The sequence below is a fragment of the Neisseria oralis genome (genome assembly GCF_045062685.1).
Classification (GTDB): Bacteria; Pseudomonadota; Gammaproteobacteria; order Burkholderiales; family Neisseriaceae; genus Neisseria; species Neisseria oralis.
Map to the genome: position 1 here is coordinate 62,610 of NZ_JBJGEB010000007.1, position 14,702 is coordinate 77,311.

General features: G+C 55.4%; 6 protein-coding genes and 1 pseudogene. 4 read left to right on the forward strand and 3 right to left on the reverse strand.

Translation table 11 applies throughout. The features are described from left to right. Positions 1-57 precede the first annotated feature (57 nt). The 3 genes and pseudogenes from ACI43T_RS07960 to ACI43T_RS07970 all read right to left on the reverse strand — a co-directional run bounded on the left by ACI43T_RS07960 (position 58) and on the right by ACI43T_RS07970 (position 4,000). Positions 58-2,089: pseudogene (locus ACI43T_RS07960) on the reverse strand (OPT family oligopeptide transporter). A 158-nt stretch (positions 2,090-2,247) separates the two neighbouring features. Beyond that, positions 2,248-3,621 (reverse strand): FAD-binding oxidoreductase, encoded by a 1,374-nt coding sequence (locus ACI43T_RS07965; protein ID WP_405386367.1) that lies wholly within the window; start codon positions 3,619-3,621, stop codon positions 2,248-2,250. A 91-nt stretch (positions 3,622-3,712) separates the two neighbouring features. Further along, on the reverse strand, positions 3,713-4,000 hold the full coding sequence (locus ACI43T_RS07970; RefSeq protein WP_009174082.1) for a hypothetical protein: 288 nt from the start codon (positions 3,998-4,000) through the stop codon (positions 3,713-3,715). 535 nt (positions 4,001-4,535) lie between these two features. Between ACI43T_RS07970 and ACI43T_RS07975 the strand changes: the two genes are divergently transcribed. The 4 genes from ACI43T_RS07975 to ACI43T_RS07990 all read left to right on the forward strand — a co-directional run bounded on the left by ACI43T_RS07975 (position 4,536) and on the right by ACI43T_RS07990 (position 14,504). Beyond that, positions 4,536-5,015 (forward strand): FKBP-type peptidyl-prolyl cis-trans isomerase, encoded by a 480-nt coding sequence (locus tag ACI43T_RS07975; RefSeq protein ID WP_405386370.1) that lies wholly within the window; start codon positions 4,536-4,538, stop codon positions 5,013-5,015. Between the two features lie 308 nt (positions 5,016-5,323). Further along, positions 5,324-9,649 carry a 1,4-alpha-glucan branching protein GlgB gene (glgB, locus tag ACI43T_RS07980; protein WP_405386372.1) on the forward strand — a complete coding sequence of 1,442 codons (4,326 nt, stop codon included), beginning with the start codon at positions 5,324-5,326 and terminating at the stop codon, positions 9,647-9,649. A 134-nt stretch (positions 9,650-9,783) separates the two neighbouring features. Then, positions 9,784-11,766 (forward strand): glycogen debranching protein GlgX, encoded by a 1,983-nt coding sequence (gene glgX / locus ACI43T_RS07985; protein ID WP_405386374.1) that lies wholly within the window; start codon positions 9,784-9,786, stop codon positions 11,764-11,766. A 254-nt stretch (positions 11,767-12,020) separates the two neighbouring features. Next, positions 12,021-14,504 (forward strand): glycogen/starch/alpha-glucan phosphorylase, encoded by a 2,484-nt coding sequence (locus tag ACI43T_RS07990; protein ID WP_405386376.1) that lies wholly within the window; start codon positions 12,021-12,023, stop codon positions 14,502-14,504. Positions 14,505-14,702: the final 198 nt, after the last annotated feature.

Genomic DNA, 14,702 nt, shown 5'->3' on the forward strand with positions numbered 1-14,702 from the left:
TAAGAACAAAACGCCTGCCGGAAAACAGTTTTCCGGCAGGTGTTTTGCTTTTTCCGTTTAACGGGCAGCCTTCAGAATCCGCCGTGCGAAAACCGTCATGCCGAGCAGGAAGCCGGCCAGGCCGAGCCATGAGGCGGCGGTGTCCCAGTTTTTCAGACCGAGGGCCAGCGGCGCGTCGGAACCGCCGTTGGTAACGGAAACGGCGATAACGAAGGCCATCGCCACGCCAATCAGGCTTTCGCCGACAATCAGGCCGGCGGCAAACAGCGTGCCGGTGCGGTCGGCGCGTTTCAGGCTGTTTTCGGCATCGCCCGAGCGGGTGCGGATGCGGGATTTCCCATGCGGCAAGGAACGCGCCGACGACAATCGGCATATTGATCGACGGCGGCAGGTAGATGCCCATGCCCACCGCCAGCACGGGTAACGCCAGCCGGTTGCCGGAACTTTTCTTCAGTATGAAATCGACGATAATCAGCGCCACGCCGATGCCGACGCCGGTGAAGATGTAATTCCATTGTAGGTTGTGCGCGAAAATGCCCTGCGTGATGGTGGTCATCAAAGTTGCCTGCGGTGCGGCCAGCGCCTGCGATACGTCCATCCCCGCGCGCGGCATGGCGCCGGTGAAGCCGTAGGCTTCGTACAGCAGTTCCAGCACGGGCGAAACCACAATCGCACCGGCGACGCAGCCGATAATCAGTGCAATCTGCTGCAAACGCGGCGTGGCCTTAACCAGATAGCCGGTTTTCAAGTCTTGCAGGTTGTCGTTGGAAATCGAAGCCACGCAGATGACAGCCGAACCGCAAAACAGCGTCAGCGCCAGCATAAACTGACGGTTGCCCTCGTCGGCAAACAGTCCCGACGATTCGCCGACCGCCAGCAGCACCAGCGAAATCACCACAATCGATACGATGCCGATGCCCGAAATCGGGCTGGCCGATGAACCGACCAAACCCGCCATATAGCCGCAGGCCGCCGCCACCAGAAAGCCGATAACCGAAGTCAGCAGCGTGCACACCACCACCAGCGTCCAAGCGATGCCCGCGGACATTTGTGCCGCCGCGATAAAGTGGTAGAAGCTGAAACCCAGCAGCAGCATCATGCCCAACACAATCAGAATCATGGACTTGGGCGACAAATCCTGTTCCGTGCGCTCGGCGGAAGCGGAACCGCTGCCGCTGAACGTCCCGAACGACAGCTTCATGCCTTCGGCCATCGGTTTGGCCAGCATAATCAGCGTCCATACTGCGGCGATACCGATGGTGCCCGCGCCGATGAAGCGGACTTTTTCCTTCCAAAGCTGCATGGCGAAAGCGGTCATGTCCATGTCGGACGGTTGCGGAATGATGTTGGAAAAATACGGCACGGCGCCGCCCCAGGCGATAAAGATGCCGACCAGAATGGCGATGCCGCCGGTCAGTCCGACCAGATAACCCGCGCCGAGCAGGGCCAGCGAAAAGCCCATCGGCAGTTGGAAAATGGCATTGCCCGCTTTGAACCAGTAGCTGGCGCTGTCGGAAATCACGCGTAAGCCGCCGGACAGGAAGCTCATCAGTCCGGCCAGCAGCCCGCCCGACAGGATTTCGCGCACGCCGCTGTCGCCGCTTTGTCCTTGTTCCGCGTCTTCATGTTCGCCGCTGCCGACTTTCAGGATTTCCGCCGCCGCTACGCCTTCGGGGTAGGGCAGGCTGCTTTTCACCACCATCGCGTAACGCAGCGGTACGGTGAAAATCACTCCCAAGATGCCGCCCGACACGCACAGCAGCGTGGTCTGCCAAAACGGAAAACCGTTCCAGTAGCCCGCCATCAGCAGTCCGGACAGCACGAAGATAATCGTTGAAAGCGTGCCCGCCGCCGAAGCCTGCGTCTGCACCATATTGTTTTCCAGAATATTGCTGCCTTTGAAGAATTTTAAAACCGCCATCGAAATCACTGCGGCCGGAATCGACGTGGCGAAAGTCAGGCCGACTTTAAGGCCGAGATATACGTTGGATGCGGTAAACACCACCGTAATCAGCGCGCCCAAAATCATGCCGCGCAACGTCAGCTCGCGCCAGCCCGCGTAGGGGTCTCTGGTGTGGGGTTGTGGCATGGTTGTCCTTTCGTTAGTTGGATGGATAAACAGATATTGTTGCCTGAACGGGCAAATGTCAAGGAAAGTAAGGATGCGGCAGGGAAGGGCGGCTGCCTTGAAAACGGGCGGAGGCCGTCTGAAAACTTTTCAGACGGCCTCTTGAGCTTTTCTGACGGCTACGGCAGCAGTTTGCCCGGATTCATAATATTGTACGGGTCGAGATGGGCTTTCACTGCACGCATCAATGTCAGTTCGGACTCGGTGCGCACCCGCGGCAGCCAGTGTTTTTTAATGGTGCCGATGCCGTGTTCGGCGGCGATGGTGCCGTTGTCCTGCAAAACGTTTTCGTAAACGATGGTATTGATGATGTCCTCGTATTCGTAAACGTCGTTGCTCATGATTTCGGGCAGGAAGGTGTTGTAGTGCAGGCTGCCGTCGCCCAGATGGCCGAAGCAGACGATTTCAATGTCGGCAAACCGCGCTTTCAAGGCGGGCGCGCAACGGCGGACAAAGGCGGCGACGCGGGCTATCGGCAGGGCGATGTCGTGTTTGATGCTGGTGCCGAGGCTGCGTTGCGAAGCGGAAATGTTTTCGCGCAACGCCCACAAATCGTTGCGTTCCTGTTCCGATTGCGCCAATACGCTGTTTTCCAAACCGCGTTCGAACAGGAATTCGGCCAAACGGTCGGCCAGTTCCGGATCAGGGACGGAATCGGTCAGTTCCAGCAGGATGTGCCATTCGGCTTCGACAGGCTTTTGAATGTTGCTGAAACCGGAAGACAGCTCCAGCGCAAAGCGGCTGATAAGTTCGAAACTGCACAGCCTTTCGGCGAAATGCCCCTGAATCAGGGTCAGCAGCTTCACTGCCGATTCGATGTCGGGCAGGCCGACCCACGCGGTTGTGGTGGTTTGCGGCAGGGCAAACAGTTTCAGCGACGCGCCGGTAATCACGCCCAGCGTTCCCTCGCTGCCGATAAACAGATGGCGTAGGTCGTAGCCGGTAGTGTTTTTGTGCAGCGGGTGCAGGTGGGAGACGAGGCTGCCGTCGGGCAGGACGGTTTCCAGCCCCAATACCAGGTCGCGCATCGTGCCGTAACGCAAAACGTTCAATCCGCCCGCATTGCAGGCGATATTGCCGCCGATTTCGCACGAACCTTGGCTGGCAAGGCTCAGGGGAAATAAACGTCCCGCTTCGGCCGCAGCTTGTTGTACGTTTTGCAGGACGGCACCTGCGTCAACCGTGATGCTGTTGTCTGCAAGGTTGATTTCACGGATGCGGTTGAGTTTGGAAAGGTTCAGCAAAACGCCGTTTTCGGCCACCGCCGCCCCGCATAATCCGGTATTGCCGCCTTGAGGGGTAACGGGGATTTTGTGTTTGAAACAGAAGCGCATGATGTTTTGCACGCTTTCCACGGAACGCGGTTGCAATACGATGTCGGGGGAGGACGTAAACCGCCGGCGCTGGTCGGTAAGCAGATCGGGGGACGGTTCGGTAATTTCGTTGCCGTCGAGGAAGAGGCGTAGTTGAGCGTAGAGGTCTGGATGCGTCATATTGTTTGGGCAACGGGCCGGAGGCCGTCTGAAAAGGGAAAAATAAAAGCAGGATACATGAAGTATCCTGCTTTGTATGCTAGAAAGCGTATTATTTAGCAGCTCCGCTGGCGGCAGAAGCAGCGCTGTCGGCAGCAGAAGCAGCGGCGTCAGCGGCAGAAGCGGCAGCGGAAGCAGCAGTATCGGCGGCACCGGTAGCGGCAGAAGCAGCAGCGTCGGTAGCGGAATCAGCGGCAGAAGCAGCAGCGTCGGCAGCGGAAGCAGCAGCATCCATAGCGTTAGAAGCAGCGGAAGCAGCAGTATCGGCAGCTTTGTCGGCACCACCGCAGGCAGCCAGGGCTAAAGACAACAAAGCAGCAGCAAATAGAGATTTTTTCATTTTGTATTACCTTCTTTTAAATCGATTTAAAATTTAACTAAAAACGGCCGCGAACGGCCCCTTACAGTAAAATTCATTGCTGAATTTCCTCAATTATGCCGCACTGCATATGACGATGCAACGGACTCGGATATTAAGGGAAAGGCATGAATGTACTGCTTAGTTTGTGAAAGTGGCATTTTAGTTCCGTAAATCGTGAAAATTTATTACCTGCGCTTTTTATTTATTTGGGTTAAACGATTTATATATCAGCGTGTTGACCTGATTTTATTGCTTGAGAAAATATATTTCAGATGATATTCGGAGGTCGGATATAAAAAAGAGTATTAGTTGTGAAAATGCAACAAAAAACTAAAAAATTTTCAAAATTTACCATTTGCAGGTTGCAGAAGTTAAATCAAGTATGTACTGGGGAGCCGTATTTTACGGCATGGGGCGGTTAAGGGGTGTCGGGCTGTGCTAGAATGCGGATTCCGGTGTTTGTCGGAAACCTGCCGGCGGACATGCGGCCAATAACCCGATAAAAGGATAGTAAATGGCTATTGCTAAAAATTCTGCGGTATCGCTTCACTATGAAATGTTTGATACCGACAATCAGTTGCTGGATAAAACGGAAGAACCGATTGTGTACCTGCACGGCGGTTACGACGGCATTTTCCCTTTGGTGGAAGAGGCGTTGCACGGTAAAGAGGTAGGCGATACGGTGGATGTGGTGTTGTCGCCGGACGATGCTTTCGGCGAACATGATCCGGAGCTGGTGCGTGTCGAGGATGTCAGCGTTTTTCCGGTTGAAGTGGAGGCGGGAATGATGTTCGAGGCGGACGACCCTGCAACCGGTGACGTGATTATTTACCGTGTTACCGATGTGGCCGACGGCAAGGCGGTGGTGGACGGCAATCATCCGTTGGCCGGTATGAAAATACGTTTTAAAGCGACGGTGGACAGCATCCGCGACGCGACCAACGAGGAAATCGCCCACGGCCATATCCACGGTCCGCACGGCCATCATCATTAAGAAGTCCGGTATCGTCAGTATTCGAGAGGCCGTCTGAAACAAACTGGTTTGTTTCAGACGGCCTTTTGTTATATGCGGGCGGGGTCGCCAAAACCGTTAATACGCACGATTCAACATTATATTGCTTGGTACGTGAAATTTAATGAGATAAATTTTCAAATGGAAAAATTAAAATTTTGGTTTATATCAAATCAAGCAAGAATATATTGGCGAGTATGGCGGATTACCTGAAATTACATTTATGGCCTCTGCCAATCTGTATTAAGATAAACTTTGAATAAAATGAAACTATTGACGGAATTGTTGCCATGAATGACAACGTTTTGACGGAGCGGGCCGCGGGTTTGGGCATTGATGCCGGTTTTTACGACATCAACGGAATGTACCACGTTACGAAACCCGAAGTGATGGAGGCCATCGTCCATACTTTGCAGCAGAACCACGTTTCAGACGGCCTTTTTTCAGACGGCCTCTATGACGACACGGTTGCGCTGCACGAATTTCGGCAGGAGCGGGTGAGCGTACCGGCCGGATTCCTTGACGCGCAAACGGTGATGGTGAGGACCGAAGGTGGAGAAACGCTGCCTGTCCGATTATGTGAAGAGAACGGCAGCGCATGGGTGCTCCTGCCGGAGCTGCCTTGCGGTTATCACAATTTGTCAGTGTACGGCGACGGCAAAAGTTATCAGGTGATGCTGATCGTTGCGCCGGATACGGTTTACCGGCCGGCAGGTCTTTCAGACGGCCTGCGGATGAACGGGCTGACCGTGCAGCTTTACGGCCTGCGTTCCCAGCGCAACTGGGGCATAGGCGATTTTACCGATTTGGCGCAACTGATGGAGTATGCGGGCGGGCGCGGGCTTGAGTTTGTCGGCATCAATCCGCTGCACGCGCTGTTTACGTCGCAGCCGGCGTTTGCCAGCCCGTACAGTCCGTCTTCGCGTTCGCGGCTGAATCCGGTTTATTTGGATGTGGAACAGGTCGGCGTGTTTTCTTATTCCGAAAAAGCGCGCAAGTGGCTGAACCGGTCCGCGCTTAAAAAACGCCTAGCCGCATTGCGTCTGACCGATACGGTGGCGTATGCCTCGGTGTGGGAACTGAAACGAGATGCGCTGCAAATCGCGTTCGATGCTTTCGAACAAGACGGCAGCGCGCAGGCGCAGTTGGACAGGGCGGCGTTTCAGGACTTTGTGGCCCGTGAAGGCAGCGATTTGTACGGGTTCGGCCTATTTGAGGCGCTCGACCAGTATTACGGCAAAACGGACGCGGTCGGTTGGACGGTCTGGCCGGAGGAGTTCCGCGATCCGTATAGCAAGGCCGTGCAGAATTTCGCCAAGTCGCACGGGCGGGAAATCCACTTTTATATGTGGCTGCAATGGCTCTGTGCCGAACAGCTTGCCAAAGTCAACGAGGCGGCGGAACGCAACGGAGTGAAACTCGGCATCTACGGGGATTTGGCCGTCGGCGCGGCTAGGAGCGGCGCGGATACTTGGCTTGACCGCGGCAGCTACTGTATGGATATGTCCGTCGGCGCGCCGCCCGACCCGATGGGGCCGACGGGACAAAACTGGGGCCTGCCGCCGTTGAATCCGCAGGCGCTCAAGCGTGCGGGTTATCGCAAGTTTGTTGAAATTTTGCGTAAAAACATGCATTTGTACGGCGTGTTGCGCATCGATCATGTAATGGCGTTGTGCCGCCTGTGGTGGGTGGTCGGCGACAAAACGGCGGATTTCGGCGCGTATGTGCATTATGACGCGCCGGTCATGTTCGCCATATTGGCTTTGGAAAGCCACCGCAACCGCTGCGTGGTCGTCGGCGAGGATTTGGGTACGGTGCCTGACGAGGCGCGCCATCTGCTCAACCATTACAAGGTTTTCTCTTACAAGGTCATGTATTTCAGCAAAAACCAAGACGGTTTCGAGCTGCCGGAACATTATCCGGTGCAGTCCGTTACGGTGATCAGCACCCACGATGTCGCGCCGCTGGCCGGATATTGGACGGGACGCGATTTGGAAATCATGCACCGGCTGGGTACGCTGCCCGACGATGCGGCTTTTCAGACGGCCTCGGAACAGCGCAAACGCGATAAGGCCGATTTGTTCGCCAAACTCAAGCAGACGGGCTGCCTGCCGCAGCAGGCAGAGATGCCGTCTGAAATGACGAAGGAACTGCTGGACGCGGTAAACCGTTACGGTGCGTTGAGCAGCAGCAGGCTTTATGCCGTACAGCTTGAAAATTTATTGGGCGTAACCGAAAACCTGAACGTGCCGGGGGTGGCCGAAGGCTACCCCAACTGGGCGTGCAGGCTGCCGGTTGCGCTGGAGGATTTCCCCAACCACCGGCTGATGGCCGGACAACTTGCCATGATTGACGAGGTACGCATGAAAACAAACAGCAAAATCAAGGCCGCCAAAGCCTACCACGAGCTTGACCAAGCAGAGCGCGACACCATCGACAGCCTGTTTTCCGCCACCCACGGCGATCCGTTTGCCTACTTGGGCCGCCACCGTCTGGCGGAAGGCGGCGAAGTCGTGCGTACCCTGATTCCGGGCGCGTTCAGCGTGGATATTGTCAACCGCGAAACCGGAGAACTCATCGGGCCGTCTGAAAAAATCGACGACAGGGGTTTTTTCGTGGCCGTACTGCCCGACAGCTCGTCCGACTACGCCCTGAGCATCCGCTATAACGAAGATGCCGAAGCCGTGCGCGAAGAAGACCCGTACCGGTTCGGCACCGCCTTGCAGGACATGGATTTGTGGCTCTTGGCCGAAGGACGGCACCTGCGTCCGTATGAAGCTTTGGGCGCGCATTTTGCCGAACTTGACGGCGTGAAAGGTGTGAGTTTCGCCGTATGGGCGCCGAACGCGCAGCGCGTATCCGTCGTCGGGGAGTTCAACTACTGGGACGGCCGCCGTCATGTGATGCGTTTCCACCGCGACAACGGCATCTGGGACATCTTCATCCCCGCCGTGAAACTGAACGCCCTGTATAAATTCGAAATCCGCGACGCCAACGGCAACGTGCGCGAAAAAGCCGACCCGTATGCGTTCGGCGCGGAGTTGCGTCCGACCACCGCGTCCGTGGTGCGCGGACTGCCCGACAAAGTGGAGGAGCCGGCGTTCCGTGCGCAGGCCAACGCCATCGACAGTCCCATCAGTATTTACGAAGTGCATCTGGGTTCGTGGAAGCGCAATCCGGAAAACAATTACTGGCTGACTTACGAACAGCTTGCCACGGAGTTGGTAAGTTATGTCAAAGAGATGGGTTTCACCCATATCGAGTTTCTGCCCGTTTCCGAATATCCGTTCGACGGTTCGTGGGGGTATCAGGCAACCGGCCTTTATGCGCCGACCAGCCGCTTCGGTTCGCCCGAAGAATTGCGCCATTTGATTAAGGCCGCCCATGATGCGGGCATCGGCGTCATCCTCGACTGGGTGGTCGGACACTTCCCGACCGACGACCACGGCCTCAACCATTTCGACGGTACGGCTTTGTACGAACACGCCGACCCGCGCGAAGGCTACCACCAAGACTGGAATACGCTGATTTACAACTTCGGCCGCACCGAAGTCAAAAACTTCCTGCAAGGCAACGCGCTTTACTGGATAGAGCGTTTCGGCTTCGACGGCCTGCGTGTGGACGCGGTCGCCTCTATGGTTTACCGCGACTATTCCCGCAAACAGGGCGAGTGGATTCCGAACCAGTACGGCGGCAACGAAAATCTGGAAGCGGTGGCGTTTTTGCGCGACACCAACACCATGCTGAAAAACGAAGTGCCTTCGGCCACCGAAGTTGCCGAAGAGTCGACCTCGTTTGCCAACGTAACCCGCCAAGAAGGTCTGAATTTCAGCTATAAATGGAATATGGGCTGGATGAACGATACGCTGCACTACATGATGGAAGACCCCATCAACCGCAAATACCACCACAATAAAATGACCTTCGGCATGATGTACCAGTACAGTGAAAACTTCGTACTGCCGTTGTCGCACGATGAAGTGGTGCACGGCAAACGTTCGCTGCTGGGCCGGATGCCGGGCGACTGCTGGCAGCAGTTTGCCAACCTGCGCGCCTACTACGGCTTTATGTACGGCTACCCCGGCAAAAAACTGCTGTTTATGGGCAACGAATTTGCCCAAGGCCGCGAGTGGAACTACAACGAAGGGCTGGATTGGTTCCTGCTCGACCAAGAGGGCGGCTGGCACCAAGGTATGCAGGACTATGTGCGCGAGTTGAACCATATCTACAAAGACACTGCGCCGCTCTACCAGCTTGACCAATGGCCGGAAGGTTTCGAGTGGCTGGTGGCCGATGACGGCGACAATTCGGTATTTGTATTCGAACGCCGCGACCGCGAAGGCAACCGCGTCATCGTTATCAGCAACTTCACGCCGGTGGTGCGCGAAAACTACCGTTTCGGCGTCAATCAGGCCGGCGTGTACCGCGAGATTATGAATTCCGACAACACCGTCTACAAAGGCAGCGGCGTATCGGGCGGCGAAGAAATCCGCACCGATGAAATCGGTTCGCACGGCAGGGCGCAGTCGCTGTCGCTGACCATCCCGCCGCTGGCGACGGTTTATTTGTATAAAGAGGCGGATAAAGCGGCAGTTGAGGAACAATCCGGCGAATAAGCTGTCTGTTGGAACAGGCCGTCTGAAAACGGAACTGCCGGTTTCAGACGGCCTCGGACGCGGCCTCGGAGCAAAAAACGCCCGACACGCGTCTCCTAAGTTCAAATAAAAGAATAAAAGATTCAGGAAGCATCATGACTGCCGCAACATGGCATATCGAAGAAGGTGTGCCTTACCCGATGGGTGCCACCTTGACCAATGAGGGCGTGAATTTCACCCTGTTTTCCATCAATGCCGAAAAAGTAGAATTGTGCCTGTTCGACGGTGATGTCGAAACGCGCCTGACCCTGCCTGACCGGGTCGGTTCGGTGTTTTACGGTTTCGTTCCGGGCGTAAGGGCGGGGCAGCGGTACGGCTTCCGCGTATACGGCAGGGAAAATGCCGCGCGCGGTTCGTGTTTCAATCCGCAGAAGCTGCTGATAGACCCGTATTCCAAAAAAATCGACGGCAAGCCCGTTTACCGCAACGAGGAAGAACTGGCTTGGTTTCATCACACGGACGAGCGCGACAATGCGCATATCGCCCCAAAAAGCATAGTGGCCGGCAAAAGCCGGTTCAATTGGGGCAACGACAGACACCCAAATACGCCGTGGGGCAGGACGGTGCTTTACGAAGCCCACGTCAAAGGCCTGACCAAGCAATTTCCGCATCTGAAACACAAAGGTACTTATCAGGCTTTGTCTGATCCGCGTCTTGTCGATTATCTGAAGAAACTGGGCATCACCGCCGTCGAACTGCTGCCCATCCACCAGCATCTGGACGAATATCATCTGCAACGGCAAGGCCTGAGCAATTACTGGGGCTACAACACCTATTCCCATTTCGCGGTCGAGCCGTCGTATGCCGTCAATCCCGCCAACGCGGAAGACGAGCTGAAAAAAGCCGTGCGCACGCTGCACAAAGCCGGTATCGAAGTGATTTTGGACGTGGTTTACAACCATACCGCCGAGCAGGACGGGCAAGGGCCGATGCTTTGCCAGCGGGGGATAGACAATACCCTTTGGTACTGGCTCAACGGCGACGGATACTATGAAAACTGGTCGGGGTGCGGCAATACGCTGAATATCGTCCGCCGCGACGTAACCCGCTGGGCGGCCGACAGCCTGCGCTATTGGGTGGAAGAGTTCCATGTGGACGGATTCCGCTTCGATTTGGGTACGGTATTGGGCCGCGAACCTGATTTCCAGGCCTACGGGCGGTTTTTCCAAGTCGTATACCAAGACCCGGTGCTGGCCTCGCGCAAACTGATTGTCGAAGCATGGGACATCGGCGAAGGCGGCTACCATTTAGGCAATTTCCCGCAGCCGTTCGCCGAGTGGAACGGCCGTTTCCGCGACGACATGCGCGCGTTCTGGGTGTGGGAGAGCGGCAGTTTGGGCGCGTTTGCCGAGCGGCTGGCCGGTTCGTCGGATATTTTCTGCCACAGCGGGCGCCGTCCGTCGGCCAGCATCAACTTCATCACCGCCCACGACGGCTTTACGCTGCACGATTTGGTCAGCTACAACGAAAAACACAACGTGGCCAACGGTGAGGAAAACCGCGACGGCCACAACGAAAACATCAGCTACAACCACGGTGTGGAAGGCGAGACCTACGACATCCATGTGTTGAACGACCGCGAATACACGGCCAAAGCACTGCTGGCCTCGCTTCTTATGGCCAACGGTACGCCGATGCTGCTGGCGGGCGATGAGTTCGGCAACAGCCAAGGGGGCAACAACAACGGTTATTGTCAGGACAATTCGATTAGCTGGCTCGACTGGCCGGATAAAAGACACGGGTTGCAGACTTATGTACAGGAACTGATTGCCGTGCGCAACCGCATCAGGCTGCTGAACGAAGACCAGTGGTGGAACGAGCAGCGGGTACAGTGGTTGTCTTCAGACGGCCTCGCAATGGGCGAAACATGTTGGCACAACCGCGGCATCAAGGCGATGCAGGTGCTGATAGACGGCGAATGGCTGCTTTTGGTCAATGCAAAACGCAGCCAGCAGTTGTTTAACCTTCCTCAAGGACAATGGGAAATGTCCTGTGTGCCATCCAAGAAATTTAATTACAACAGCGCCAAATGCACGGTCGAGCATATGGGGATATGGATTCTGCACAAAAAAGACTGACGGACGGGAATTTCCACCGCTGCTGGAATCGGGTTGCGTATGACCTTGTTCAAAGAACCGTCATTTTACAACCCGTGCCGCATCAGCCCGTCCGATTTCCTATATAATGGCCGTCTGAAACAGTTAAGTGTGCAATTAACAGATAAGGCAGGCGATTGATACCGAAATCCGGCAGGCCGCCCGTATTTTCAGACGGCCCCATTTAAAATTTTCATTCCGTTTCACAAACTAAGGTAATCACGAGAAAGACTATTATGGCTAAGAAAAAACAACCTATCTCTGGCTTTGAATACGTTATGCCGAAACCGGATGCCGAAACCATCCGCAAATCTATCGTATACAAGCTGATTTTCATTTTGGGCGTCGATCCCAACGATGCAACCGAACACCAGTGGCTCAATGCCGCGATGTTGGCTGCGCGCGACCTGATTGCGGAAGACTTCCTTAAAACCCGCCGCGCCCACATCGACAACGGCAAACGCATGGTTTACTACCTCTCCATGGAATTCCTGTTGGGACGCGCCTTCGTCAACGCCTTGATCAACGAAGGCGTGTATGCCGAATTTGCCGAGGCGTTCAAACAGTTGGGTAAAGAGTTCGCCAACATCTGCGAACAAGAACAAGACCCCGGTTTGGGCAACGGCGGTTTGGGCCGCTTGGCTGCCTGCTTCCTCGACTCGCTCGCCACCTTGCGCATTCCCGCCATGGGCTACGGCATCCGCTATCAATACGGCATGTTCAAACAAGAAATCGTGGACGGTCAGCAAGTGGAAAAACCCGATTTGTGGCTCGACCAAGATTTGGCATGGCAAATCGGCCGTCCGAGCAAACAATACGCCGTCAGCTTCGGCGGACAAGTCATCAATATGGGTGACAAAAAAGAATGGCATCCGAGCGAAGAAATTTCCGCGATGGCATACGATGAAATCATCCCCGGCTACGGCGGCGACGTCGCCAACCCATTGCGCCTGTGGACGGCTCACGCCGGTAACCGTTTCGACTTGGCAGACTTCAACCGCGGCGATTACGCATCCGCAGTCCGTGCGCAAAACAGCGATGAAAACATCTCGCGCGTCCTCTATCCGAACGACTCCACCGACAGCGGCCGCGAACTGCGCCTGAAACAGGAATATTTCCTTGTTTCCGCATCCGTACAAGACATCGTGGCGCGCCACAAATGCCGTTTCCCCAGCATCAAAAACCTTGCCGACAAAGTCGCCATCCACCTGAACGATACCCACCCCGTGCTGGCGATTCCCGAGCTGATGCGCATCCTGATTGACGAGGAAGGCATCGCATGGACTGAAGCATGGAATATGTGCTGCAAGATTTTCTCTTACACCAACCACACCCTGATGAGCGAAGCCTTGGAAACTTGGCCGGTCGATTTGATGGGCCGCCTGCTGCCGCGCCATTTGGACATCATCTTTGAAATCAACGCCTACTTCCTGAACGCCCTGCGCGCCATCGGCAACTTCGACGACGACTTCGTCCGCCGCGTATCCATCATCGATGAGAACAACGGTCGCCGCGTCCGCATGGCATGGCTGGCAGTCATCGGTTCGCATAAAGTCAACGGCGTGGCGAAAATCCACTCCGACCTGATGACCACTTCCATCTTTGCCGACTTTGCCAAAGTGTTCCCCGAACGCTTCACCAACGTGACCAACGGCGTAACCCCGCGCCGCTGGATCAACATCGCCAACCCCGAATTGACCCGCTTCCTCGACAAACATCTCGACGAAGACGACTGGCGCCTGCATTTGGACAATCTGACTAGGCTCAACGAAAAAGTAGACGATACCCGCATTCAAAACGAATTTGCCAAAGTGAAAAAAGCGGCCAAAACCCGTCTGGCGCGCTATATCGAAAACGAACTGGGCATCAAAGTCAGTACCGACGCGCTGTTCGACGTACAGATTAAACGCATTCACGAATACAAGCGCCAGGCGTTGAACGTGATGCACATCGTCGACCGCTACAACAAAATTCTGGAAAACCCCGATTTCGACTGGCAGCCGCGCGTGTTTGTCTTCTCCGGTAAAGCGGCATCTGCCTATTACATGGCCAAGAAAATCATCCGCCTGATTAATGACGTTGCCAAAATCATCAATAACGACGAACGTATCCGCGATCTGATTAAAGTCGTTTACATTCCCAATTACAGCGTGAGCCTTGCCGAAATCATCATTCCGGCCGCCGACCTGCACGAGCAGATTTCCCTTGCCGGTACCGAAGCATCGGGTACCAGCAACATGAAATTCGCTCTCAACGGCGCACTCTGCATGGGTACGCTGGACGGCGCGAACGTTGAAATTCTGGAAAAAGTCGGTGCCGACAACTGCTTTATCTTCGGCAATACCGTAGAGCAGGTGGAGGAAATCCGCCGCAACGGTTACGACCCGCTGGGCTATATCGAACGCGACAACGACCTGCGCCGCGTCGTCAACCAAATCAGCAACGGCACCTTCTCACCCGAAGAGCCGAACCGTTACAACGATGTGCTGCAACCCTACGGCGACTACTACCAACTGATGGCTGATTTCCGCAGCTATATCGATACCCAGTATCGAGCCGACGAGCATTACCGCAACGCCAAAAAATGGCGCCGTTCGGCCTTAATCAATATTGCCAATATGGGCTTTTTCTCGTCCGACCGTTCGATTGCCGATTACTGCCGCGACATCTGGTTCATCAAACCGCTGACTGAAAAAGAGCTACCCAGCAGCGACGTTTAACCGGAAATAAGAAAAAGGCCGTCTGAAACCTGATTTCAGACGGCCTTTTTATGATTATGGGGCCATACCGTATTTCCGAAAGTCAATCCGCCAACCCCAGCCGCACTGCTTCCAGCGGCAGTTGATCCAAGGTTTGGAAGACTATTTGGGCAAGCCGTTGTTCATACGCCAAAGCGGCGGGCGGACGCGGCGTGTGCC